Source organism: Streptomyces sp. NBC_00435 (assembly GCF_036014235.1).
Taxonomy (GTDB): Bacteria; Actinomycetota; Actinomycetes; order Streptomycetales; family Streptomycetaceae; genus Streptomyces.
Map to the genome: position 1 here is coordinate 1,212,951 of NZ_CP107924.1, position 24,734 is coordinate 1,237,684.

Genomic DNA, 24,734 nt, shown 5'->3' on the forward strand with positions numbered 1-24,734 from the left:
CGTCATGGGCGCGTCAGGACTGGGGGAAGTACGTGGCGGACAGAACGGCATCCGTGGAGCATCTGGTGGGCTACACCGACATCATTGCCGCGGCCTGCACCACCGGACGTCGCCTCAACCGGGACGAACTGGACTCCCGCCGTGCGGAAGGGGAACGTGCCGCGGAGGCGGGCCTCCCGCTGCGTGCCCTGATACGGGAGCATCTGGCTGCGGCCCGGACCGTCGATCTTCCACCTTCGCCGCCCGGTCCGCTGCTGGCAGTCCTCGAACAAGCCGTGGACGCCTTCGTCGAGGGCTACGAACGCGCACAGCAGCAGGCCGTCCGCCAGGAGGAAGCCGCGCGCCGCGAGTTCATCGACGACCTGCTGTACGGAGGCAGCGACCTCGGTCGCCTCGCGGAGCGGGCCGAACGCTTCGGGCTGCGCCTCTCGCAGGCCCACGCCGTGGCCGTGGCGGCCGGGCCCGAACCGTACGGCGACGGCTTCCGGGTCGTCCGGGGCATCGAGACGGCGGTCCTGGCCCGCTTCCCCGGGCGGCAGATCCTGCTGACCACGAAGGATGGCCGACTGATCTGCGTGGCGCCCGGGGACCAGCCCGACGTCCTCGCCTTCTTCGCCAAGCGGGCCTACGCGGCCACCGACGGCGGCAAGGTCGCCATCGGCCGCTCCCACCCCGGCCCCGGCGGTGTCGTCCACTCCTACGAGGAAGCCCTCGGCGCCCTGGACCTGGCCGCGCGCATGGGTTTCGACGAGCCCGTACTCCACGCCGTCGACCTACTCGTCTATCCGGTCCTGACCCGCGACCGGCAGGCCATGGCCGACCTGGTGGAGAGCACCCTCGGTCCGCTGCGCTCGGCTCGCGGCGGCGCCCAGCCCCTCATCGACACGCTGACCGCCTATTTCGACAGCGGCTGCGTGGCGACGGAGGCCGCGCGCCGTCTGTCGCTGAGCGTGCGGGCCCTCACCTACCGGCTGGAGCGCATCCACTCCCTCACGGCAGCCGACCCCGCCGACCCGCTGAACCGCTACACCCTGCAGACGGCGGTGATCGGCGCTCGTCTGCTCGGCTGGCCCGGCTCGGACGCCTGAGGGTCAGGCGAGGGCGAAGTAGCGCAGCCAGAGGTAGAGCGCGGAGATGGTGACCGTGGCCACGGTCACCACGAGGCCGTACTTGGTGAACTGCCAGAAGCTGATGGGGTGGCGGTTGCGTTCGGCGATGCCGAGGACGACGACGTTGGCGGAGGCGCCGATGGCGGTGGCGTTGCCGCCGAGGTCGGCGCCCAGCGCGAGGGCCCACCACATGACGTGGTCGGGGTCGCCGCCCATGTCGGTGACGAGTTCGCTGGTGATGGGGGCCATGGTGGCCACGTAGGGGATGTTGTCGATGACTCCGGAGAGCACCGCCGAGCCACCCAGCAGGGCCATGGAGCCGCCGAGTTCGTTCCCGCCGATCGCGTCCGCGAGCGATCCCGCCAGGTCGCCGATGACACCAGTCTCGATGAGGGCGCCGACCATGACGAACAGGCCCGCGAAGAAGGCGAGGGTGGGCCACTCCACTTCCCCGAGGACTTCGCCGGTCTCGACCTTGGAGATCGCGATGAGCAGACCGGCGCCCAGAAGGGCCACGACGCTGGGTTCGTAGTGCAGGACGGGGTGCAGGACGAAGCCGGCGACGACCAGGGCGAGGACGCCCAGCCCTTGGGCGAGGAGACGGGGTTCCGTGATCGCTTCGCGCTCGCGCAGCTCCATGATCTCCGCGGCACGCGTCTCGTCGTAGACGAAATGCTTGGCGAACATGAACCGGCAGAGCAGGACCAGCACGGCCACCAGAACGACGCACAGCGGGGCGAGGTGGACGAGGAAGTCGTTGAAGGTGAGACCGGCCCGGCTGGCGATGATGATGTTGGGCGGATCGCCGACCAGCGTGGCCGTGCCGCCGATGTTGGACGCCAGCACCTCCGCGATCAGGAACGGAACGGGCGAGAGCCGCAGCCGGTCGCAGACCAGCAGGGTCACCGGGGCGACGAGCAGCACGGTGGTGACGTTGTCCAGTAGCGCGGAAGCCATCGCCGTGATGACCACCAGCATGACCATGACCCGGAAGGGCCGGGCCCTGGCCTTCTTCACCGACCAGATCGCCAGGTATTCGAAGAGCCCGGTTTTCCGGAGGACTCCGACGATCATCATCATGCCGAGGAGCAGGAAGATGACGTTCCAGTCGATGCCCGTCTCGTCGGAGTGGAAGGCCGCCGCGTCGTCGGTGGCGCCGATCGCCAGCATCAGACCCGCTCCGCCCAGGGCGGCGGCGACGCGGTGCACCTTCTCGCTGATGATCAGGACGTAGGCACCCGCGAAGACGGCTACGGCTGCCCAGCTCTGCCAGTTGCTCACGCCTTGCCGCCCGCCGCGAGGAAGTGCCGCATCAGGGCCGCGGCCGTCACGACTCCGACGAGGCGCACTTGCTGCTCCTCACCCCCGTGCTCGACGACCGCGACGAGCGGAACGTGCGCGCGGGCCATGACGGCGGCGATCTGGAGCACTCCCGCGTCCGGGCCCACGTAGGGCGGCTTGAAGGTCCGGCGCGGAAGCCACTCCGAGACCGTCAGGCCCTGCAGCTCCCCGGCCAGCGCGTCCGCGTGGCGGTCATCGATGACTGCGGCGAGCAGCGGGTCCTCCATCACGTATTCGGGCACCATCTGCCGCACCAGCTGGGATCCGGGCACGACGGCGTAGGGAACGCCGTCGCCGTCGAGCACCAGCAGGGCCGGCAAGTCACGCTCGGCCAGCAGCCGGACGGCGTCGGTCGCGGGATCGTCGGTGGTCACATGGGGGTAGGGCTCGGCAAGATCACGGGCTGGCACGGTGCTTCTCCTGATCGGGTGTGTCACGTAGGGCGGGTACGCGGATCCGGTCCCGGTGGTCATCGTCGGCTGGTATGCCGGCAAGGTCGTCGACGTGGAAGAGCCGGGCGATGGGCACGTCGGTGCTGGAGTGGGCGATGATCGAGAAGGCGATGCAGACGGCGATGAGGGTGTACGCCTCCTCGCCCCGCGGAATGCCGGCCTGGAGCACGAGGAGGCCGTAGACCACAGAGGCGAAGCCCTTGGGACCGAACCAGGCGGCGACGAGCTTCTCGCGCCGCTCGATGCGCGCGCCCAGGAGCGATACGAGCAGCGACGCCGGCCGGATCAGCACGATCGCCAGCACGACCGCCGCGTAACCGCCCGCCGAAAGGTCTCCGAAGAGGGCGGGGGTCAGCAGGGCGCCGAAGACCAGCAGCGCCGCGAACTTCGCGAGCTCCGCCAGCGCTTCGCCGAGCGGTTCGAAGGCCGTCTTCGACTCGGGCGAGACCGAGGCGAGGACCGCGCCGGCGGAGAACGCGGCCAGGTAGGGGTTGGCGTGGGTCAGGTGGCAGGCGGCGTAGAGGATGATCCCGGTCGCCAGCGGCAGCAGGGGCTGGAGCTTCGGTTCGGCCCCGAGGAGGCGCAGGCGCACCAGTGCGGCGACCGCGAGCGGCAGCACGATGCCGAGGGCGAGGCCCAGGGCGAGCTCGAGGACGATCTCCCCGATCGACGACTGTGCCTGCCCGGAGGTGGGGCCGGCGGCGGCGATCAGGATCAGGACGAGGGGCAGGGCGAGACCGTCGTTGATCCCGCTCTCGACGTTGAGCAGTTGACGCAGCTTCGCCGGGACCTCCTTGCGCCCCACGATCGCCGAGGCGAACACCGGGTCGGTGGGCGCCAGGACGGCGCCGACGAGGAACGAGGTCGTCCAGTCCAGCCCGACCAGGAAATGCGTGAGCATTGCCATGCCGACCACGGCGAGGGGCATCCCCAGACCCAGCGCCCGCGCGGGGTTCTTCCAGTTCCGGCGCAATGCCGGGAAGGCGACGTGCATGCCGTCCGTGAAGAGGACCGCGAACAGCGCCAGGTCGGCCGTGACTCCCACGATCGCGCTATCGGAACCGATGTGGACGATCCCGAGGAATCCGTCACTGACCAGGGCCCCGCCGAGGAGGAAGAGGAGCGAGGTCGACAGGACCGTACGGGCGGCGAGGCCGGAGAGCAGCACGGCGACGAGCAGAGCGATACCGAATACAACGACGAGCACCATGACGTGTAGCCCCGATCTACGAAGAGAGTCGTCCCCTGTTCGCCGACCAGGCTTCCCGGCACACCATCAGGTACTTTATACATTCCTTACGGCTCTTTAACGGGTCCCTGACAGCAAAGCGACCCTCGGTTGTCTGCCGGGCGTCGGCATCCACGACGTGGCAGGGGACGCTCTAGGGTCAGCGCGCGACCAGAGAGGTACGGATGAACGAAAGCCCGGTGTACCAGGCGCTGGCCCTGGTCGCTGCGACCCTTCTTCTCCTCCCGTTTCCGGTGGCGATCTTCTCTGGCTGGGTTCCTCCCCGGCTGGGCGACCGCTCGGTTGCCCTCCCCTACGCCTGGGCGACCCTTTGCGTGTACGCCCTGGTCCCGCTCAATGCGGTCCCTCGCCTTCTGGGCGCTTCGGCAGCCGTCGTGACGCTCTGCACCGGCGCCGGACCGCTGCTGAGCCTCGCGGCAGTGACCTGCCTCGTGCGGTCTTACAGGTCGGCGTGGAACACCACACTCCCCAAGAACGAAGGCTGATCCCGCATGCCGGATGCCACTAAGCTCGCCTGCCTTCGCAGCCACATCACCGAGTTCCGCATGGCCCTTCTCGCCGTCGGTGTCGGTTCCGTGTTCACCGTGGGCGGCGGCATCCTGTACGCCGTCCAGGCCTACGGGTTCCGGGAACTGGCGATCGGCCTGTCGCTCCTCACCACGGGCCTCGTCATGCTGGGCTCGGGCACCGTGAAGCGTTGAAGAACGCCGCCCCTGCAGCACGGGCCGCCCGGGCGGCGGACGTCACGCCGGGCGGAGCGCGCGGAAGGCCTCCTCGGCCAAGGCCGGCAGGTCGCGGGCGCCGTCGCTCTCGACCCAGGCCGCGAGCGCGCTGGTGACGGCGGCGAGGCCCGCCGCGGCGATGACGCGGGTGGCCAGTTCGCTCTCCACGGGAGTACGTGAGCGCAGGGCTCCGGCCAGGAGAAGCTGGGTGGCGTACTGGTTGTCCCAGGTTCGTGCGCGCAGAGCGGGGGTCTCGAAGACGAGGCGGGTGCGGGCGAGCAGGGCCTCGCGGTCGCTCGCGTAGACGGCCTCCAGGCCGTGCACCAAGGCGTTGCGTAGCGCGGTGAGGCTGTTCTCGCCCTCCGGCCGCTCCTCGATGAGGCGGACGATCAGCGGATCATAGTCGTCGTTCTCGACCACGGCTTCCTTCGTCGGGAAGTGCCGGAAGAAGGTCATGTGGGAGACCCCGGCCGCAGCGGAGATTTCCTCGACGGTGGTGTTCTGGTACCCCTGGGACAGGAAGAGGCGCAGCGCTTGCTCCTGGATCGTCCGGCGCGTGTGCGCCTTCTTGCGCTCGCGCAGTCCGGGGGGTGGTGCAGGGTGGGACGTCATGGATCTGCGGCCTCCGGGGCGCCTGTCGTTATTACTGCCTGCCGTTCCCGAGTATGCGCGTGAGTGCCTCATCGAGGGCTGTTGGGGAAGCTCCCTGCCAGGCGAGATGCCCGTCGGGCCGGACCAGGGCTGCGTCGCCCCGGTGGGCACCGGGAACCTGGAGGGCGGCGACAGATCCCGCTCCGAGGTGGCGGGCCACGACAGCCTCCCACTCCCCCGCGGCCCCGCCGCTCGGGGTCAGCAGGCCCCAGCGGGAGGGTAGTTCGCCGTAGAGCCGGGTGGGTGTGCCGTCCGTACGGGTGCAGGTGAGGTCGGCAACGCGGTCTCCCGGGCGGAGGCCGCGTCTGTACGATGCTCCGCCACCGAGGGGGCCGGTCCGGTAGGTCAGGGTCAGTTGGGAGGACTTCTCCCAGAGCAGCCGCTGCACGAGGGTCCGGCCGAGCAGTGGCACGAAGGCGTGGTCGCGCAGCATCCTCGCCCACCAGGTCCGCCCCAGGATCATGCCGGTCATGGCGCTGGTGGATTTCAGCACCTCCGCCGCCACCGGCCTGCGCTCCGCCTCGTACGTGTCGAGCAGGCTGCCGCCGGCACGGTCGCTCGCGACCAGCGCCAGCTTCCACGCCAGGTTCTCGGCGTCACCGAGGCCTGTGTTCATTCCCTGCCCGCCGAAGGGGCTGTGGATGTGGGCCGCGTCGCCCGCGAGCAGCATCCGGCCCGCCCGGTAGGTGGGGGCGAGGCGGCGGTGGATCTTGAAGCTGGACGTCCAGTGGGCGCTTCGGACGGCCGAGGCGGGGATGTCGGCCTCCTGCGCGAGCAGGTCACAGAGGGCGGCCAGCGGGTCGCCGACGGCTCCGTCGGGCGCCGGGGCCATCAGCCGCCACTGGTCCTCGCCGGGAAGCGGGAAGGCTCCGAGCATGCGGTCGCCGCGCAGCCAGACCGCGACCGTGTCTCTGGGCAGGGGCAACCGGGCCGTCACGTCGGCCAGGAGGAACCGCTCGACCACGGGTACTCCCGGAAACGCGATTCCGGCGGCCTTGCGGACACGGCTGTGCGCGCCATCGCATCCCACCAGCCAGTCGGCGTGGATCTCCCGGTCCGCGAGGCGGAGCGAGACCCGTTCGCCGTCCCGGCTCGCATCGAGCAGCTCACTGCCCCACTCGACGTCGACGCCCAAGGCTGCGAGGCGTGCGCGGAGCCGGGACTCGACGTCGGACTGCGACATGAGCAGGCCGGGGCGCGTCACCAGCTTCGTCGGCTGGCCAACGAGGAGACGCGCGAGTGGTTTGCCGTCGACGTGCGTCAGGACCTCGCCGATCCGTACCGACTGCTCGGGGAGATCCGCGAGGGCCCCGAGGCGGTCAAGCACCTCGGCTCCACGCGGCTGCAGGCCCAGGGCTCGTGAGGTCGTCGCGGGTCCGGCGGCCTTGTCCAGCAGCCGTACAGAGACCCCTGCGAGCCGGAGCCCCACCGCCGTCGCGAGTCCGGTCGGCCCTGCCCCGACCACCACGACTGCCGGAGAGTTCACCGCGACCACCCATTTCGTTAGTGTCTAACATTAGTTACAAGCTAACTCTAAATGGTGCGGACGTACACCCTCGGGAGCACCCCTCCCCCGGAGAGATCCGCTCGGCATCAAGAACGCGTAAAGACTGCCGGGGAACGGCAATGTCAACGAGGCCACACACCGGGCAGGATCGGGCAGGGGGAAACCGGGGGAATGGCCTCGATGCCGAGGCCCGGAAGCGGGGTGGCGTCCACGCGACGCCGCCCCGCGCCGCCGGAACGGGCCACGGGAGGGGGGAAGAGGATGAGCGAGTTCACTGTCACCGCGCTCGGCTTCCCCACCGGCATCTTCACGATCAGCCTGGCCGTGGTCCTCGTCTTCTGGCTCCTCGTGCTGTGCGGCGGCGTCGAGCACGACGCGCTGGACTCGGCCGTCGGAGCCTCAGCGCTCGGGACACCCGGTGTCCCTCTGACGATCCCGGCCTCACTGTTCGTCGCGGTCGCGTGGTTCACCGGTCTCGCCGGCACCGTCCTGCTCGACCGCCTCGGTTTCGGCGGTGGCAGCGCCCTGGTCCTGCTGGCCGTGTCGCTCCTCGTGGCCCGCTCCGTCACCGGCGCCCTCGCCCGCCCACTGCGCCTGCTCTTCCACCCCGACGATCCGCAGCCGTCCCGCCAGGACTTCATCGGCCGCGTCGCGACGATCCGTACCGGCCGCGTGGACGCACGGTTCGGGCAGGCCGAGGTGACCGCGGACGACGGCTCGACCGCCGTGGTCCAGGTCCGCCAAGCCGGCTCTGACCCCATGCCCCTGGGCAGCCCGGGGCTGCTCTACGCGTACGACGAACCGGGCGAGTTCTTCTGGGTCGCTCCGTACGACAGCGCCCTCGATCCGCGCAACGTCGGCTGAGTTCCGCCGCCGCCACGCTCCTCATTTCACCTTCTCCGCAAGGACTTCACCCATGGATGCCATCTCCTTGGGCATCGGCGTGCTCGTCGCCGTTGTCCTGCTCATCGCCCTCGCCCTGCTCCTCGTCGTCAGCCGACTGTTCCGCAAGGTCGAACAGGGCAAGGCGCTGATCGTCTCGAAGATGCGGAAGGTCGACGTGACCTTCACCGGGCAGGTCGTCCTGCCCGTCCTGCACAAGGCCGAGGTCATGGACATCTCGGTGAAGACCATCGACATCACCCGCACCGGCCGCGACGGCCTGATCTGCCAGGACAACATCCGCGCGGACATCCGCATCTCGTTCTTCGTCCGCGTCAACAAGACCGTCGAGGACGTCATCAAGGTCGCCCAGGCCATCGGCACGCAACGGGCGAGCGACAAGGACACGCTGCAGGAGCTGTTCAACGCGAAGTTCTCCGAGGCGCTGAAGACCGTCGGCAAGCAGCTCGACTTCGCCGACCTCTACACCAAGCGCGACGAGTTCCGCGACCGGATCATCGCCGTGATCGGGACCGACCTCAACGGCTACAGCCTGGAGGACGCTGCGATCGACTACCTGGAGCAGACCCCGCTGAACCAGCTCGACAGCGCGAACATCCTCGACGCCCAGGGCATCCGGAAGATCACCGAGCTGACCGCCATCGAGCACGTGCGCACCAACGAGTTCCAGCGCACGGAGGAGAAGGAGATCACCCGGCAGAACGTCGACGCCCGCGAGGCGATCCTCGAGCTGGAACGCCGCCAGGCGGACGCCGAGATCAGGCAGCGGCGCGAGATCGAGACCGTACGGGCCAAGGAGGAGGCGGAGACCGCCAAGGTCGTCGAGGAGGAACGGCTGCGCGCCCAGAGCGCCTTCCTCCGGACCGAGGAGCAACTCGGCGTCCAGCGCGAGAACCAGGCGCGCGAGGTGGCGGTCGCCGCGAAGAACCGCGAGCGGGTCATCGCCGTCGAGAGCGAGCGCATCGAGAAGGACCGGCAGCTGGAGGTCATCGCCCGGGAGCGGGAGACGCAGCTGACGCGGATCGCTGCCGACAAGGAGGTCGAGACCGAGAAGCGGGACATCGCCGAGGTCGTACGCGAGCGGATCGCGGTGGACCGCACGGTCGCCGAGCAGGAGGAGTCGATCAAGAAGCTGCGTGCCGTGGAGGAGGCCGAACGCCACCGCCAGACGGTTGTCATCGCCGCCGAGGCGGAGGCACAGGAGCTCCTCGTCAAGGACATCAAGGCCGCCGAGGCGGCGGAGGCCGCGGCCGTGCACCGGGCCGCCGAGCAGCTCACCCTGGCCGAGGCCCGGGTGAAGACCGCCGACCTCGACGCCCGGGCGAAGCTCCGCCTCGCGGAGGGTGTCCAGGCGGAGGCGGCGGCGCCCGGGCTGGCCGCCGTACAGGTCCGGGAGAAGGAAGCCGACGCGATCGAGAAGACCGGGCTGGCGGAAGCACACGCCACCGAGGCCCGGCTGAAGGCGCACGCCGAAGGCACCCGGGCGCAGGCGGGCGCGGACGCGGCGATGATCGGCGAGAAGCTGAAGGCGGAGGCCGCGGGTCTGACGGAGAAGGCCGCCGCGATGGCCGCACTGGACGAGGCTTCCCGCGGACACGAGGAGTTCCGGCTGCGACTGGCGGCCGAGAAGGAAATCCGGCTGGCCGGTCTCGACGTCCAGCGGCAGGTCGCCGAGGCCCAGGCCATGGTGGTCGCGGCCGGGCTGGAGAAGGCCGACATCAACATCGTCGGCGGCGACTCCGTCTTCTTCGACCGGCTCGTCTCCTCCATCTCGCTCGGCAAGGGCATAGACGCCTTCGTCCAGCACTCCGACACCGCGCAGGCGCTCGCGAAGCCGTGGCTGGACGGCACGGCCGACTTCACGCAGGACGTCACGCGGGTCCTCGGCTCGGTCTCGACCTCCGACGTGCAGAACCTGACCGTGTCCGCGCTGCTGATGAAGCTGATGCAGGGCGGCGGCGCCCAGGCCGGGCAGCTCGGCGAGTTGCTGGAGAAGGCGGGGCAGTTGGGCCTGGCCGACGTGCCCATCGCGAGGTTGGACGCCGGCCTGAACGGCGCGGGTAAGTCCTGACCCGGATTCCTCACACCTCCGCTGGGCCCGGGCCGCCGCGTATCCCCCGGCGGCCCCGGCCCAGTGCACCGCCCGAGCACGCCGAAGACCCCGTACGCAGCCGCAGGGAGCCGCATCATGACCAGCACGTCCTCCATGGACGCGGGCACCTACGAGGTGCTGCGCGACCGGCTCGCCGCGCAGGCTGGTGAGCTGGCCCGGCGGACCGAGGCACTCAACACCCGCCGGGCCGAAGAGTTCGGCTCCACCGGGCTGACCCTCGAAGCCACCGAGCGCATCCGCACCGAGCACAACTGCAGCCCGCGCGACATCGTGGCAGTCGGGGACCGCCTGCTCTTCGGCCACCACGCTTCCACCCCCGGGCTGAAGCCCGAGACCGACGTGGCCGACGTCTTCGCCCTGCACGGCCGCAACCTTGAGCGGCTGCCCGAGAGCGCTGTTCCCGGTCTGCTCGACGACCCTTCCTTCCTACGGGAGTTCGAGGCCCTCCACCGCTACTACCGTGCGACCCGCCTGCTCCAGCTCCGCCTCGTCGACGGGAAGCTGCTGGCCGTCTTCCGGACCGGCGAGACGAGCGAGGACATCCGGGTCCTGCGCTGGGCCTTGGAGGACGACGGATCGGTGACGTTCCTGGACGGCCGGGGCGAGCGCGATCACGTCCTTCCGCCCTCCCATGACTTCGAGTGGACCGCGACGACCCGCGAGGACCACGTCTTGGGCCGCCACCCGCACGTGTCCGTCGGCGCCGAGGTCTTCATCTCCACGGTCGGCGGCACGCTCACCGTCAAGACGGAGGACGACACCGAGACGGGCGAGGGGATCCACTCCGAACCCGTCGACGAACCGCTCCAGTCCCTCGCCGACGCGGAAGTCGAGTACGCGCGCCTAGAGCCGCTGATCCTGCTGCGCGTGCGCCCCTACAAGGAGGAAGCCCGGCGCCACCTGGTCTTCAACACCGTGACCAGGACCGTCGTACGCCTCGACGGCATCGGACGGGCCGCCCGCCGGCTGCCCGAGGACCGGGGAATCGTCTTCCCCGGCGGCTACTGCCTGGCCTCCGGCGCCTCCAAGACCTTCGACACCCCCACCGAAGGGCTGGAGTACGAGCGGACGGTGCGCTCCCCCAACGGTGAGGACGTGCTGTACGTCTTCCACGCCCGGTCGGAGGGACACAGCCTGCTGCTCCCGTACAACCTCATCCGCAAGGAGATCGCCACCCCCATCTTCTGCAACGGCCACGCCCTCTTCGACGACGGCGGACTGCTGGTGCTGCGCGCCGGCTCCGACGAGCCCGCCCGCGTGCACCCGGTCCAGCGCTGGAGCTCCCCGTACGTCTCCGACACCTACGCCGCATCCCGGCCGGTCGGCACCGGAGCGCTGGCCCGCGTCGGGAACGCCGACCTCGTCCGCGGCATCTCGGACTGCCTGTCCGTCGCCGCCACGGCTTCCGGAACGACCCGGACCACCGCCGGGTACGAGACCCTGGTCGCCGCCTGTAACCGGGCCGCCGACCAGTACCACTGGCTGGAGGCCCCCGACCTCGGGGACCTGCTCACCCCCCTGCGTGACGTCCGTGCCACCGCCGAACAGGTGCTGGCCGAGTTCGAGACCGTACAGACCCTGGCCCGGCAGGCCGCGGACGCCTTGGCCGACTCAGCCGAGCGGACCGCCTCACTCGTACGGCGCCTGCGCGGCGAGGCCCCCCGCAGCACCGGCGACTGGGTGGACCGCCTGACCGAACTGCGCCGTGCGCACGGGCACCTCCTCACCCTCAAGGAGCTGCGGTACGCGGACATGGACCGGATCAACGAACTGGCCGCCGTGACCGAGGCGGACATCGCCTCCTTCGCCGGCCGGGCCGTGGCCTTCCTCGCGCGCGAGGACGCCTTCGCCGGCTACCACGAGGAGACCGGCCGGCTCACCGCCGAGGCCTCCGCGATCACCACCACCGCCGAGGCGGCTCCCCTCACCTCCCTCCTCGACGGACAGAGCGAAAGCCTGGAAATCGTCACCGAGGTCGTCGCGGGCCTCGACATCGGCGACCCCACCGTCCGCACGTCGATCCTGGAGCGGATCGCAAAGGTACTGGGCGGCGTCAACCGGGCCCGCGCCACCCTCGAAGCCCGCCGCCGGGAGCTGCGCGCGCACGAGGGACGGGCCGAGTTCGCCGCCGAAACCGCCCTGCTCGGCCAGGCGGTCACTGGGGCGCTCGCCGTCGCGGACAGCCCGGAGGCGTGCGACGAACAGCTGTCACGGCTCCTGCTGCGGCTGGAGAACCTGGAGTCGCGGTTCGCGGAGAACGACGGATTCCTCGCCGAGCTGGCGGCCAAGCGCACCGAGGTTTACGACGCGTTCTCCGCCCGCAAGCAGACCCTGCAGGACGCCCGAGCCCGTCGCGCCGAGCAGCTGGCCGACTCCGCCGCCCGTGTCCTGGAGACCGTCGCCCGCCGGGCCGCCACCCTCGCCGACACCGACGCGGTCAGCACCTTCTTCGCCTCCGACCCGATGGTCGCCAAGGTCCGCCGCACGGCCACCGAACTGCGGGAGCTGGGCGAGGGGACCCGCGCCGAAGAACTCGACGGCCGGATCAAGGCCGCACGGCAGGAGGCCGGCCGGGCCCTGCGCGACCGCGCCGAGCTCTACGCGGACGGCGGCAAGACGGTCCGGCTCGGCCGCCACCGCTTCGCGGTCAACACCCAGCCGCTGGACCTCACCCTGGTCCCGCACGGCGACACCCTTGCCTTCGCCCTCACCGGCACCGACTACCGCTCCCTGGTCACCGATGCCGAGTTCGCGGCCACCCGCGCCTACTGGGGTCAGTCGCTGCCCTCCGAGAACGCCGATGTCTACCGCGCCGAGTACCTCGCCGCACGCCTGCTCGCCGAGCACGGGCCGGCCGTCCTCGCGGAGGCCGACCTCCCGGCCCTCGTCCGGCGCGCCGCCGAAGCCGCGTACGACGAGGGCTACGAGCGCGGGGTCCACGACCACGACGCCACCGTCATCCTGACCGTCCTGCTGCGCCTGCACGAGTCGGCGGGCCTGCTGCGCTACCCGCCCGAGGCCCGCGCCGAGGCGCAGCTATTCTGGGCCCACCGCACGACCGTCGAGGAGCGGGCCACCTGGACCCGCCGTGCCACCTCGCTCGCCCGTATCCGGGAGGCCTTCGGAGCGCCGCCCGCGATCGCCGAATTCCGGGCCGAACTGGCAGCCGCCATCGAAGGCCCCAGCAGCGCCTCGGCCGCCGAGTACCTCTTCGAGGAACTGGCCGACGGCCGGAGCGGCTTCGTCACCAGCACCGGCGCCCGCACCCTGCTGGAGAAGTTCCGGCGGGCGGTCGGCACATCCGCCTTCGACGAGGACCTCGCCGCGCTGCCCGCCCTGGCTGACCAGCGCCAGCTCGCTGAGGCCTGGCTCGCCTCGTACGCCGCCGCGACCGGAGAACCCCTCGCCCCCGGGGACCTCGCAGAGGCCGTGGCCGTCGAGCTCTGCCCGCACCTCGACCGCTACGAGTCGGACGCCGCCTTGACCGGGACCGCCGAGGGCCTCCTCGGCCACCACCCGCGCGTCACCGGCCGGTCCCTCACCGTACGAATCGACGAACTCCTCTCCCGGACAAGGGAGTTCTTCACCACCGTCGTGCCAGGCTTTCGCGACTACCAGCACCGACGCGCAGCTCTGGTCACCGCCGAGCGCGCACGGCTCCGACTGGACGACTACCAGCCCCGAGTCATGTCCTCCTTCGTCCGGGGCCGCCTGCTCGACGAGGTGTTCCTGCCCCTTATCGGCGACAACCTCGCCAAGCAGCTCGGCACCACCGGGGAGACCAAGCGGACGGACAACAACGGCCTGCTGCTACTCATCTCCCCGCCCGGCTACGGCAAGACGACCCTCGTGGAGTACGTGGCCGACCGCCTCGGCCTGGTCCTGGTCAAGGTGGACGGCCCGGCGCTCGGACACACGGTCACCTCGCTCGACCCCACCGAAGCGCCGAGCGCCACCGCGCGCCGGGAAGTCGAAAAGATCAACTTTGCGCTGGAGGCAGGGAACAACACCCTGCTGTACCTCGACGACATCCAGCACACCTCGCCGGAACTGCTCCAGCAGTTCATCTCACTGTGCGACGCCACCCGCCGCATGGAAGGCGTCCGGAACGGCGAGGCGCGCACCTACAACCTGCGCGGCAAGCGGTTCGCCGTCTGCATGACCGGCAACCCGTACACCGAATCCGGCCACCGCTTCCGCATACCCAACATGCTCGCCAACCGCGCCGACGTCTGGAACCTCGGCGACGTCCTGACCGGCAAGGAGGCGGCCTTCGCCACCAGCTTCGTCGAGAACGCCCTCACCTCCAACCCGGTCCTCGCCCCGCTCGCCGGCCGCGACCGCGCCGACCTCGACCTGTTGCTGCGCCTGGCCGCAGCCGACCCTGCGGCCGGCGCCGACCGGTTGGCCCACCCGTACGCCCCCGCCGAGCTGGAGCGGATACTCGCGGTGCTGCGGCACCTGCTGACCGCGCGGGACACCGTCCTCGCCGTGAACGCCGCCTACATCGCCTCCGCCGCCCAGAGCGAGGAAGCCCGCACCGAGCCGCCCTTCCTGCTCCAGGGCTCGTACCGCAACATGAACAAGATCGCCGCCCGGATCGACCCTGTCATGAACGACGCCGAGCTGGCCACGGTGATCGAGGACCACTACACCAGCGAGGCCCAGACCCTCACCACAGGCGCCGAGGCCAACCTCCTCAAGCTCACCGAACTCCGCTCCCCCCTCACGGCGGAACAGTCCGCACGCTGGACCGCGATCAAGACCGCCCACGTACGCGCACAGACCCTCGGCGGCCCCGACAGCGATCCGCTCACCCGCGCGGTCGCCGCCCTCGGCCTCCTGGCGGACCGCGTCGCCTCCGTCGAGTCCGCCATCACCCGTGCCGCCGACCCCCGCCACGCCGTCGCCAACCCGGCGGCCCGGCATGCGGCCCCTCACCGCCAGACCCCGTGACGGGCCCGGCGCGCGGGCGACTGCTCGGCGCGGGACAGTGAATCCGTGACGTACGACGAAGGTCTCACCCAACGGATCCGCGAGCGGCTCGGCGAGCGGCCCGAACTCGCCGAGAAGCGGATGTTCGGCGGCCTCGCCTTCCTGCTGCACGGAAACATGACGGTGTGCGTGTCCGGTGACGAGCTCACCGTCCGCGTGGGCCCCGAAGGAACGGAACAGGCCCTCGCCCGCCCCGAGGCTCGCCCCATGGACTTCACAGGCCGCCCGATGCGGGGCTGGGTGACCGTGAGCGGCCCCGCCCTGGCAGACGATGCCGTCCTGGACCACTGGATCACGACGGCCACCGCCTTCGCCGCCACCCTTCCGCCCAAGTGACCCGCCGGACTCTCCCCGGCCATGGAGGAGGGCATGCGCAAGCGGTCGGTGCCCCCTCGCAGGGGCGCGAACCCCAGCCTTTTTACTTTCCCTTTACCAGAGGATTGCAGATACTGTCCGTCACCAAACAGCAGTTAGGACCGTCCAGGTCCACCGAGAAGCGAATGGAGTGCAAGACCCGCAATGGGTGAACCTCCCAGTCCATGCCGTGCCACGTCCTGCCCGCAGATCTTTCGGCCGGGAGCGGGGGTGGCACGGTGACCGAAGTCCTGCTGCTACTTCTCGCACTAGTCCTGACACTGGCCTGCGCCGTGTTCGTAGCCGCCGAGTTCTCCCTCACCACCGTCGAACGCAGCGAACTCGAACGCGCCGTCGCGGCAGGTGAGCGCGGCGCCGAGAGCGCCTTGAAGGCCGCCAAGCGGCTCACTTTCCAGCTGTCCGGTGCGCAGCTCGGCATCACGGTGACCTCGCTGGTGATCGGCATGCTCGCCGAGCCCTCCGTCTCCGCGCTGCTGCGGGGCCCCCTTCAGTCCGCGGGCCTGCCCGCCGGCGCGGTCTCCACCACAGCGACCTTGCTGGGTGTCGCCCTCTCGACGGTCGTCCTGATGGTCGTGGGCGAGCTGGTCCCCAAGAACTGGGCGATCTCCCGCCCGCTGGCCGTCGCCAAGGTCGTGGCCGGCCCGCAGCGTGCCTTCACCGCCGCGTTCGCGCCGCTGATCCGGCACCTGAACAACACCGCGAACCGGCTCGTGCGCCGCTTCGGCCTGGAGCCGGCCGAGGAGCTGGCCTCGGCCCGCACCCCCGAGGAGCTCGTCGCCCTGGCCCGCCACTCCGCCCGCGAGGGCGCGATCGAGGCCGACTCGGCCGAACTGTTCGTACGCACCCTGCACCTGGCCGAGCTGACCGCGGAGAACGTCATGACCCCGCGCATCGAGGTCCAGGCCCTGGAGATGCACGCCACCGCCGCCGACGCCGCCAACCTCACCCGCGCCACCGGCCTGTCCCGCTTCCCCGTCTACCGCGACACCCTCGACGAGGTCGTCGGCACCCTCCACATCCGCGACGTCCTCGCCTTCGACGAGGACGAACGCCGCGTGGTCCCGGTGGCCGACCTGATGACCACCGCGCTGCTCGTGCCCCACTCGCTGCCCGCCGACGTCCTCCTCGGCCGGCTGCGCAAGGCCCGCACCATGGTCGTCGTCATCGACGAGTACGGGGGCACCGCCGGCGTCGCCACCGTCGAGGACATCGTCGAAGAAGTCGTCGGGGAAGTCCGCGACGAGCACGACCCGATCGAGGTCCCCGACCTCATCGAGGCCCCCGACCAGGAGGACGGCCGCCGCGTCTGGGAAGCCGACGGCAGCGTCCGCCTGGACGAGCTGGAAGCGATCGGCTTCGACGTACCCGAGGGCCCCTACGAGACCCTCGCCGGATTGATCGCCGCACGCCTGGAGCGCATCCCCGCCGGCGGGGACACCGTCACCGTGGACGGCTGGGAGATCACCGTCCTCGACATAGACCACCACCGCGCCGACCGCCTCACCCTCACGGCCCCCGCCACCACCGACGAAAAAACCAACACCAGGGAGGAGTCCCGATGACCGCTGTCCAGCTCCTGATCGGCGCCCTCACCCTGATCACCAACGCCTTCTTCGTCGGCGCCGAGTTCGCCCTCATCTCCGTGCGCCGCAGCCAGATCGAACCGGCCGCGCTCAAGGGCAGTCGCCGGGCGAAGACCACCCTGTGGGCGCTGGAGCACCTCTCCGCGATGATGGCCACCGCCCAGCTCGGCATCACCGTCTCCTCACTGGTCCTCGGCGCCGTCGCCGAACCCGCCATCGCCCACCTCCTCGAACCCCCCTTCCAAGCCATCGGGGTACCCGAAGCCCTCATCCACCCGATCGCGTTCGTCCTCGCCCTCACCGCGGCGACCTACCTGCACATGCTCGTCGGCGAGATGGTCCCCAAGAACATCGCACTGGCCGCCCCAGCCCCGACCGCCCTGCTCCTGGGCCCGCCGCTGGTCGCCCTCACCCGCGCGCTGCGCCCGTTCGTGTTCGGCATCAACGCCTTCGCCAACAGCCTGCTGCGGCTGCTGAAGGTCGAACCCAAGGACGAGATCGGCTCCGTCTTCACCGACGACGAGCTCGCCCGCCTGGTCAAGGACTCCAGCGCCGCCGGCCTCCTCGCCCCCGAGGACGGCGAACGCCTCCAGGACGCCCTCGAACTCGGCACCCGCCCCGTCGGCGAGATCATGATCCCCCGCACCGAGTTCGTCACCGTGCCGCACACCATCACCCCGCGCGGCCTGGAACTCACCGCCGCCGAACACGGCTTCTCCCGCTTCGTCGTCACCGGCCCCGACGGCCGGATCATGGGCTTCCTCCACATCAAGGACGCCCTGGCCGCCGCCGACCGCACGGCTCCCTTCCCGGCCGGCGCCCTGCACACCGTCACCGCAGTCCGCCAGGACACACCCCTGGACGACACCATGTCCGCCATGCGCGCGGCCGGCACCCACCTCGCCGCCGTCACCGACACCGACGGCGCCGTGATCGGCTTCGTCACGATGGAAGACGTCCTCGAAGAACTCGTCGGAGAGGCCGCCTGACCCGCACCCTCCCCAGAGCCCCGACGATGGAGGCCGACCCCTGGCCAGGGGTCGGCCTCCGGCCGCAACCGGCTCGGGTCACCGGCAGGCAAGAACGTCACCGCCATGACCCGGTCACGCTGTCCGCGGTGGAACAACACCACCACACACAAAGGGCGCCCCGCCGGGCCGTCGACCACAACACCACACACCGTCACCGTGATCAACCGTACGTATGGGCCGGTCTTCTCCGCCCGGCCGTACGCAGTACGCCCACCCGGAACGCAGAGCCTTATGCCCTCCGATGGCTGCGATCGTTCGCTCAACGGAACCTCATATCCGGATAACGATCCCATCACCGAACCTGGGGAAATACGACATTTTCACCCTGTGCGTGAGCTGCATCACTAAAGACCATGCAAACAGCGTGCTAAGAATGCGCAACTCCGCTTCCGGCCCACCCCTCGCCGGACCTCGGAGTGCCGGCACGCACCGGCTTTGCACGGCCAGGGAAGTCGAGGTCCGAGTCCGCGGACCAAACCTCCCAGGCCATCGATCGGACAACGGATTTCGCTCCATGCCCGCCCGCACTCACACCGTCGCACCGCACTGCGCCGGTTCTGCGCCATCGAGGTAAAGCCTGATGTCACTCGACACCATCACCACCTCCGTAGACGAAGCCGTCAGCGGATTCTTCGAGCCCATCGCCAAGTGGCTCGGAGACATCGTCTTCTACTCCGTACCCGTCAACGGGACCCAGATTCCGCTGATCGTGGCCTGGCTCGTCGTGGCCGGCCTGGTCTTCTCGGGCTGGTTCGGCCTGGTGCAGATACGCAAGTTCCGGCTCGCGGTTAACGTGGTGCGCGGCAAGTACGACGAGGACGGCTCGGCCGGTGAGGTCAACCACTTCCAGGCCCTGACCGCGGCCGTCTCCGGCACCGTCGGCCTCGGCAACATCGCCGGTGTCGCCGTCGCCGTCTCCATCGGCGGCCCCGGTGCCACCTTCTGGATGATCCTCTGCGGCCTGCTCGGCATGGCCACGAAGTTCGTCGAGGTCACCCTCGGCGTGAAGTACCGCGAGGTCCACGCCGATGGGACGGTCTCCGGCGGCCCGATGCACTACCTGCCCAAGGGCCTGGCCGACCGCTTCGGCGCCAAAGGCCTGAAGCTGGGCAAGGCGCTGGGTGTCCTCGCCTCCGCGATGATCCTCTTCTTCGGCCTCTTCGGCGGCAACCTCTTCCAGGTCAACCAGTCCTACGCCCAGCTCGTCTCCGTCACCGGCGGCGAGTCCGGCATGCTCGGCTCCTCGGCCGGCGCGCTGTTCTTCGGCATCCTGATCGCCGCGATCGTCGGCATCGTTCTCCTCGGCGGCATCCGCTCCATCGCCTCCGTGACCAGCAAGCTCGTCCCGGCGATGGCCGGCATCTACATCGCCGCCTGCCTCGTGGTCATCCTGGTCAACGTCTCCGCAGTGCCGTCCGCGATCTCCGCCATCATCGAGGGCGCCTTCAACCCGCAGGGTGTCGCCGGTGGCGTCCTCGGCGCGCTGATCGTCGGCTTCAAGCGGGCCGCGTTCTCCAACGAGGCCGGTCTCGGCTCCGCCCCGATCGCCCACTCCGCGGTCAAGACCAAGCACCCCGCCAGCGAAGGCCTGGTCGCCCTGCTGGAGCCGTTCATCGACACCGTGGTCATCTGCACGATGACCGCCCTGACGATCGTCATCGCCAACCCGGCCAGCTGGGGCGAAGCCCGCAAGGGCGAAGGCCCCGGCGGCGTGACGATCACCTCCGACGCCTTCGCCACGGTCCTGCCCTGGTTCCCGTACATCCTCACCATCGCGGTGATGCTGTTCGCCATCTCCACCGTGCTGACCTGGGGTTACTACTGCATGAAGGCGTGGACGCACCTCTTCGGCCGCAGCAAGACCAGCGAGCTGACCTTCAAGGTCTTCTACACGCTGTTCGCGGTCGCCGGTTCTCTGCTCACCCTGCAGACCCTGATCGACATGGCCGACGCGGTGCTCTTCATGCTCGCCGTCATCAACATCATCGGCCTGTACCTGCTGGCCCCCGTGGTCAAGCAGGAGCTGAACAACTTCCTCGGCTACGTCCGCCGCCGCGATGCCGGCCTCGACACGGACACCGAAGCAGACGAGGACGACGACCAGGAGCTGGTGAAGACCACCGCCTGACCGCCCCGCGGCCCGGCTCCTGAGCGGGCTCGTACACACCTCGCGCCTGGTGTGTACGAGCCCGTTCGCATGCGTTCTTGCAGGTGAGGGCCCCTCTAGCGGGATACGGACATCTCCCATAGTGTGTAAAGAACGCGTCAACGAGGTGGCTGAGCCGCCCGGGGCGCGCGGTGTGCCGGGAAGTCTGGTCGGCGTCCCAGGGGCCGTATGCCCATTTCCAGTCGACGCCCCGAAAGGCACTCCGCCATGAGCAGCCCGCGCCCTCGCATCGTCTTCGGCCTCATGCCGTGGCCCGAACGCCAGGCCATCGCGTCCGCCCTGCGCACCGAGACCGTCGGCGGACTCGTCCTCCTCGCCGCAGCCGTCATCGCGCTGATCTGGGCAAACAGCCCGCTGAGCGGCGCGTACGAGGCGATACGCGACTTCCACTTCGGCATACCCGCCCTCGGCCTGGACCTCTCCGTCGGACACTGGACCGCCGACGGACTCCTCGCGGTCTTCTTCCTCGTCGCCGGCATCGAACTGAAGCGGGAACTCGTCGTCGGCGAGCTGCGCACCCCCGCCACCGCCGCCCTCCCGGTCATCGCCGCGATGTGCGGCATGGCCGTGCCGGCCGCGCTCTACGCAGCAACCGCTTGGGTAGGCGGCGGCAGCCCCGACGGCTGGGCCGTGCCGATGGCCACCGACATCGCCTTCGCCCTCGCCGTCCTCGCGGTGATCAGCACCCACCTCCCGGCCGCGCTGCGCGCCTTCCTCCTCACCCTCGCCGTGGTCGACGACCTCGGCGCCATCCTCATCATCGCGATCTTCTTCACCAGCGACCTGAACCTCTGGGCCCTCGGCGGAGCCTTCGCCGGACTCGCCCTCTTCTACCTCCTCCAACGGCTCCGCGTCTGGGGCTGGTGGTGGTACGTGCCGCTCGGCATCGCGATCTGGGCCCTCATGTACAACGGCGGTGTCCACGCCACCGTCGCCGGCGTCGCCATGGGCCTCATCCTGCGCACCACCCGCGACAAGGACGAGGAGGCCTCCCCCGCCTCCCGCGTCGCGCACCTGCTACACCCCTTCTCCGCGGGAGTCGCCGTCCCCCTGTTCGCCCTCTTCGCCGCCGGCGTCACCATCTCCGGTCCCGCTCTGGCGGAGGTGTTCAGCAGCCCCGAACCCCTCGGAATCGTCATCGGCCTCGTCGTCGGCAAGGTCATCGGAATCTTCCTCGGCACCTACCTGGCCGCCCGCTACACGAAGGCACAGCTCAACCCCGACCTGGCCTGGGCCGACGTCCTCGGCCTCTCCGTCCTCGCCGGTATCGGCTTCACCGTGGCCCTCCTCATCGGCGAACTCGCCTTCCCCGGCCGGGCAGTCGGCGAACTCGTCAAGGCAGCCGTCCTCATCGCCTCCGTCACCGCCGCGATCCTGGCAGCCGTACTGCTGCGCCGCCGCAACGCGCTCTACAAACGCCTGTACGAGGAAGAGAACGTCGACGCGGACGCGGACGGCATCCCCGACATCTACCAACGCGGCGAGATGGACCGACCCGCCGCTCAGCACCACTGACGGCGCCGGAGACACCATGTCCGTCACCTTGCTGAGCATCGCCATCGTGGTGGCGGCCCTCGTCATCAGAACGGCCATCGCCGAGATCCGCCAACCCGGCAGCGGACGCCGCCAGTGGAAGTTCCTCACCAACCCCCGAGCCCTCGCCACCGGAGCCCTCACCGCCGTCCTGCTCGGCCTTCTCGCGTGGGTGACAGCGGGACCCGCCGCAGCGGCCTGGGCAGCGCTCGCCGGCGTGCTCGTCGCCTACGTGGTCGGCAGCGGCGAGAACAACGACTGACGGTGGCAGTCACACGTCTGAGATGGAACCGACCTTTGGAGATTCAGAGTTGAGGGACCGTTCTCCGACGCGCGCCTCCTGCCGGGCTCCGGCAGCATCACCCGTACGCGCGCTTCCGGAGCGCGCTCTCACGCCGCCGCCCTGTGCGCGAGACCCTGGCAAGCAAGCCACTGCGGGAGGGAAGTGGGAAGCGTCCTACGAATGCGACCCCGACCGGGGCTCCTCAGTCCCCTGATAGTCGCGGCTACGGATGGGAGACCGGGGTCATACTCATCGAGGGGCCAGACCGGAAACCTGAGGGCCTCGCAGATCCGCACGTCGGGTCCTCGGACGTAGGTGGCCGCGGACTACGGACGAGCCGTCGCGGCGGTATAGGAACGAGAGTGCCGCGGTGCATTGCCCCAGTCTTGTGACGGCATCACGAACACCCTGGGGCTGCTCTCGGCACTTTGGGTAAGCGAGAAGCAGCGGGTGGCATCAGGAGGGTCGAGGAGAACGAGAGCGGACCGCGGGGGGCAGTCGAGATCGATCTCTCCGCTCCCCTGCCGGCTAAACCGTCGGGTGGGGCCGAGGGCGGGCTCGTTCAGAGCCCGCCCCACAGGAAGGAGCGAAGCATGTCCGCGTTGATGTCGATAGCTGCGGGCCTCTGGTACGCAGCAATCGCGGTCCTCGTATGTGATGGCAAGCCGCTGGCACTCCTCTTCACCGCCACATTCGGCGCCGCTGGCTTCATACTCGCCTCGGCTGGGACCCGCCTGCTGACCGGCCACGCGGATCAAGCTGCCCTTGCCCGGCGGGGCGCGTGGCTCGCGCTAGTCACCACCGCGATGGCGATGGCCCTCTGGGCTGTCCAGATCACGCTCTCCGGCGCGCCTGCCACCTTCGCGCGACTCGCCATCTCGCATGGGGCCTTGTGGTACGTCGCCTTGGTGGTGGCTCCCGGAGTCCTGACCTTGCTACTCGTCCGCACCCGCGCCCCCACCCGGTAACGCCGACGCGGCTTGCCCCACACTCACCGGCACACCCGCAGAGCCCAATGCCTGAAGTCGCCCATCGACGACCATCGTTCTGAGGCCCTGGCCGCGGAACACGGCACTCCCCCGATACCCACCCACCAAGATCCGGGCCAGTTGCGGACCAGCACCGGCCCATCGAAGGCAGATTGCTTCATTTTGCCTGCTCAAAACGGGTGTGGCACGTGTACCACCAGCAGACGAAGAACCTTTTGTGCAGCTATTCCCCGAAGGCACTTGGATTCTTCTAGAGCGCCAAGTCGATCTCCCGGGAGGGCAATTGACCTCCCGGGACCAGCTCCGAAGCGTCACCCACCGACCCGGAACCATGACGCTGAGTGCAGAAGGGAGCCGTTCGGTCGCGCCTCCCGGACCAGTCACGGACCAGTCACGGACCAGACTCCCGCCCGGAGTAAGGCAGGCGTCAACCCTCTGACGCGCGTGGTGGCACAACGCAAGGGGACGGCTCGGCTCTGCAGAGCGCCATGGGTGTGGGCACGCCCTTTGTGCCCCACCGCTCTCATCACGTGGTCCGCAGGACCATCGTGACGGCGGCCGCGCTCATGGCCTGAGTCGTCAACTCACTCCAGAGTGGAGGGGACCGATTACCCGGCGGGCTGGTCTGGGCTGCTCATATCCTGCCGACATGCCCTCGACTCGCGGTGAGCTACGCCACGTCACGCTCGGTTCGAGGTTCCGGCCCGAGGTTCCCCTGGGACCGACCCGCGCCATCCTCATCACCTGCTACGCCTGGCAACGAGCAAGGGCAAGCTGTATTCCGCCTCAACCTCCACGGCGCGGAGGTCATCTACCTCCCAGCCGCGGCCAAGCCGTCACCTGGTCGCGGCCGACCATCCGGCGATCCGCAGCCACGACGCCGCATGCCGGGAGTGCGCCGCCAGGCTCGTCGGCGCTGCTCGCGCGGGCCGGTAGCGACCACGGCCCGGCCACGGCAACACCCTGCCCCATGCCTGATCCAGCGCCCCCAGGCCCGTCCAGGCAGGGAGTGCGTACGATCCTCGGGCGCGACACCGAACCGAAGGAACAGCCCATGCCCACCACCGCCACGTTCCTCTCCGAGGGCACCCGCCGCGAAGTCACCCTCGCCCAGGTCCAGCAGGCCGCAGCCGAACTGGTGCCCGCGCACAGCTGCACGTTCAGCAAGAATCAGGCATGGTTCGCGCTCGTCGGCGGGAGCCTGCACTACGTTGTCGCCCTCCTGAAGAAGGCCACCGGTTACCAGCCGTCCACCGCCGAGACGGCCCGCCTTGCGCTGCACGACCTCGGCTTCCCCGTTCTGGCCCTGGCGTATGGCAGTCTCCTCACCGACGGGCACCCCGCCCACCGCGAATAGCCCGGCAGACCGAGCAGCTGGCCGTCCGCTTGGTCCACCACGCTCGCGGCAGACCAGCACCGAGGTGCGCCCTGGCTGTCAGTCCTCGCTCGTACGCTCAACAGATGGACTTTGCGACCTCGAATGCCCAGAGCTCTCGACGTACATGGACAAGGTCGAGGGACATATCGCAGCGCTCCGGGGGGAGTTGGGTGAAGGGCAACTCCCCCCCCCATTACCGTTTTGGTTGCCCCGCAACGGGGCGCCCGGCCTTCGGAGTCGGCATGACTTTCTCCCCCTGTCGATCGCATGTCTTGGGGGGTGGTGTCACCGGCTCCGGAGGCATCGACAGACCGCTGATTAGGGGCATGACCACCGGCTTCTTCGCAGGTCGG

The 24,734-nt window shown here is 69.8% G+C and carries 19 protein-coding genes; 14 read left to right on the top strand and 5 right to left on the bottom strand.

The genetic code is table 11. The features are described 5' to 3' along the window. The first annotated feature begins 53 nt into the window (after nt 1-53). A complete protein-coding gene (locus OG389_RS05460) occupies nt 54-1,088 on the top strand; it encodes a PucR family transcriptional regulator (RefSeq protein WP_328297321.1) in 1,035 nt (344 codons plus the stop codon). 3 nt (nt 1,089-1,091) lie between these two features. Here OG389_RS05460 and OG389_RS05465 read toward each other — a convergent pair whose 3' ends face one another. Genes OG389_RS05465 through OG389_RS05475 form a run of 3 tightly spaced genes read right to left on the bottom strand, consistent with a single transcriptional unit; the run spans nt 1,092 to nt 4,112 of the window. Next, nucleotides 1,092-2,390 carry an ArsB/NhaD family transporter gene (locus tag OG389_RS05465; protein WP_328297322.1) on the bottom strand — a complete coding sequence of 433 codons (1,299 nt, stop codon included), beginning with the start codon at nt 2,388-2,390 and terminating at the stop codon, nt 1,092-1,094. Next, nucleotides 2,387-2,860: a CBS domain-containing protein gene (locus tag OG389_RS05470; protein ID WP_328297323.1), complete on the bottom strand. Its 474-nt coding sequence runs from the start codon at nt 2,858-2,860 to the stop codon at nt 2,387-2,389. The genes OG389_RS05465 and OG389_RS05470 overlap by 4 nt, the downstream gene beginning before the upstream one ends. Next, nucleotides 2,847-4,112 carry a cation:proton antiporter gene (locus OG389_RS05475; protein ID WP_328297324.1) on the bottom strand — a complete coding sequence of 422 codons (1,266 nt, stop codon included), beginning with the start codon at nt 4,110-4,112 and terminating at the stop codon, nt 2,847-2,849. Before OG389_RS05475 ends, OG389_RS05470 begins: the two co-directional genes overlap by 14 nt. A 203-nt stretch (nt 4,113-4,315) precedes the next feature. Here OG389_RS05475 and OG389_RS05480 point away from each other — a divergent pair, with 203 nt between their 5' ends. Beyond that, nucleotides 4,316-4,636 carry a hypothetical protein gene (locus tag OG389_RS05480; RefSeq protein WP_328297325.1) on the top strand — a complete coding sequence of 107 codons (321 nt, stop codon included), beginning with the start codon at nt 4,316-4,318 and terminating at the stop codon, nt 4,634-4,636. A gap of 6 nt (nt 4,637-4,642) precedes the next feature. Continuing rightward, nucleotides 4,643-4,852 (top strand): hypothetical protein, encoded by a 210-nt coding sequence (locus tag OG389_RS05485; RefSeq protein ID WP_328297326.1) that lies wholly within the window; start codon nt 4,643-4,645, stop codon nt 4,850-4,852. Nucleotides 4,853-4,894: 42 nt separating this feature from the next. On the opposite strand, the gene OG389_RS05490 is transcribed toward OG389_RS05485, so the two are convergent. Together OG389_RS05490 and OG389_RS05495 are read right to left on the bottom strand one after the other, a co-directional pair. After that, a complete protein-coding gene (locus tag OG389_RS05490) occupies nt 4,895-5,485 on the bottom strand; it encodes a TetR/AcrR family transcriptional regulator (RefSeq protein WP_328297327.1) in 591 nt (196 codons plus the stop codon). 31 nt (nt 5,486-5,516) lie between these two features. Then, nucleotides 5,517-7,010 carry an FAD-dependent oxidoreductase gene (locus tag OG389_RS05495; protein WP_328297328.1) on the bottom strand — a complete coding sequence of 498 codons (1,494 nt, stop codon included), beginning with the start codon at nt 7,008-7,010 and terminating at the stop codon, nt 5,517-5,519. Nucleotides 7,011-7,292: 282 nt separating this feature from the next. On the opposite strand from OG389_RS05495, the gene OG389_RS05500 reads away from it, so the two are divergent. From OG389_RS05500 to OG389_RS05550, 11 genes are all read left to right on the top strand, one after another. Continuing rightward, a complete protein-coding gene (locus tag OG389_RS05500; protein ID WP_328297329.1) occupies nt 7,293-7,895 on the top strand; it encodes a hypothetical protein in 603 nt (200 codons plus the stop codon). A gap of 52 nt (nt 7,896-7,947) precedes the next feature. Then, nucleotides 7,948-10,005 (top strand): SPFH domain-containing protein, encoded by a 2,058-nt coding sequence (locus OG389_RS05505; protein ID WP_328297330.1) that lies wholly within the window; start codon nt 7,948-7,950, stop codon nt 10,003-10,005. A 117-nt stretch (nt 10,006-10,122) separates the two neighbouring features. Next, nucleotides 10,123-15,003 carry a DNA repair ATPase gene (locus tag OG389_RS05510; protein WP_328297331.1) on the top strand — a complete coding sequence of 1,627 codons (4,881 nt, stop codon included), beginning with the start codon at nt 10,123-10,125 and terminating at the stop codon, nt 15,001-15,003. A 45-nt stretch (nt 15,004-15,048) separates the two neighbouring features. Beyond that, entirely contained in the window at nt 15,049-15,378 is a 330-nt protein-coding gene (locus OG389_RS05515) for a TfoX/Sxy family protein (protein ID WP_328297332.1), read from the top strand. Nucleotides 15,379-15,635: 257 nt separating this feature from the next. Then, nucleotides 15,636-16,979, top strand: coding sequence for a hemolysin family protein (locus tag OG389_RS05520; protein ID WP_328297333.1), 1,344 nt, complete (start codon nt 15,636-15,638; stop codon nt 16,977-16,979). Next, complete coding sequence (locus OG389_RS05525; RefSeq protein WP_328297334.1) at nt 16,976-17,989, top strand: hemolysin family protein; 1,014 nt, start codon at nt 16,976-16,978, stop codon at nt 17,987-17,989. The genes OG389_RS05520 and OG389_RS05525 overlap by 4 nt, the downstream gene beginning before the upstream one ends. A gap of 622 nt (nt 17,990-18,611) precedes the next feature. After that, the gene (locus tag OG389_RS05530; protein WP_328297335.1) at nt 18,612-20,159 is read left to right on the top strand and encodes an alanine/glycine:cation symporter family protein; all 1,548 of its coding nucleotides are present in this window, start codon (nt 18,612-18,614) and stop codon (nt 20,157-20,159) included. Between the two features lie 246 nt (nt 20,160-20,405). Beyond that, a complete protein-coding gene (gene nhaA / locus OG389_RS05535; protein WP_328297336.1) occupies nt 20,406-21,713 on the top strand; it encodes a Na+/H+ antiporter NhaA in 1,308 nt (435 codons plus the stop codon). Nucleotides 21,714-21,729: 16 nt separating this feature from the next. Next, complete coding sequence (locus OG389_RS05540) at nt 21,730-21,993, top strand: hypothetical protein (protein WP_328297337.1); 264 nt, start codon at nt 21,730-21,732, stop codon at nt 21,991-21,993. Between the two features lie 614 nt (nt 21,994-22,607). Next, a complete protein-coding gene (locus OG389_RS05545; RefSeq protein ID WP_328297338.1) occupies nt 22,608-22,982 on the top strand; it encodes a hypothetical protein in 375 nt (124 codons plus the stop codon). Between the two features lie 1,075 nt (nt 22,983-24,057). Beyond that, nucleotides 24,058-24,360, top strand: a complete 303-nt coding sequence (locus OG389_RS05550; protein WP_328297339.1) for a hypothetical protein — start codon at nt 24,058-24,060, stop codon at nt 24,358-24,360. Nucleotides 24,361-24,734 lie beyond the last annotated feature (374 nt).

Coding starts and splice junctions, on each gene's coding strand:
- OG389_RS05490 (WP_328297327.1), bottom strand. CDS start 5,485: ATGACGTCCCACCCTGCACCACCCCCCGGACTGCGCGAGCGCAAGAAG.
- OG389_RS05485 (WP_328297326.1), top strand. CDS start 4,643: ATGCCGGATGCCACTAAGCTCGCCTGCCTTCGCAGCCACATCACCGAG.
- OG389_RS05500 (WP_328297329.1), top strand. CDS start 7,293: ATGAGCGAGTTCACTGTCACCGCGCTCGGCTTCCCCACCGGCATCTTC.
- OG389_RS05480 (WP_328297325.1), top strand. CDS start 4,316: ATGAACGAAAGCCCGGTGTACCAGGCGCTGGCCCTGGTCGCTGCGACC.
- OG389_RS05505 (WP_328297330.1), top strand. CDS start 7,948: ATGGATGCCATCTCCTTGGGCATCGGCGTGCTCGTCGCCGTTGTCCTG.
- nhaA (WP_328297336.1), top strand. CDS start 20,406: ATGAGCAGCCCGCGCCCTCGCATCGTCTTCGGCCTCATGCCGTGGCCC.
- OG389_RS05525 (WP_328297334.1), top strand. CDS start 16,976: ATGACCGCTGTCCAGCTCCTGATCGGCGCCCTCACCCTGATCACCAAC.
- OG389_RS05510 (WP_328297331.1), top strand. CDS start 10,123: ATGACCAGCACGTCCTCCATGGACGCGGGCACCTACGAGGTGCTGCGC.
- OG389_RS05550 (WP_328297339.1), top strand. CDS start 24,058: ATGCCCACCACCGCCACGTTCCTCTCCGAGGGCACCCGCCGCGAAGTC.
- OG389_RS05545 (WP_328297338.1), top strand. CDS start 22,608: ATGTCCGCGTTGATGTCGATAGCTGCGGGCCTCTGGTACGCAGCAATC.
- OG389_RS05530 (WP_328297335.1), top strand. CDS start 18,612: ATGTCACTCGACACCATCACCACCTCCGTAGACGAAGCCGTCAGCGGA.
- OG389_RS05540 (WP_328297337.1), top strand. CDS start 21,730: ATGTCCGTCACCTTGCTGAGCATCGCCATCGTGGTGGCGGCCCTCGTC.
- OG389_RS05475 (WP_328297324.1), bottom strand. CDS start 4,112: ATGGTGCTCGTCGTTGTATTCGGTATCGCTCTGCTCGTCGCCGTGCTG.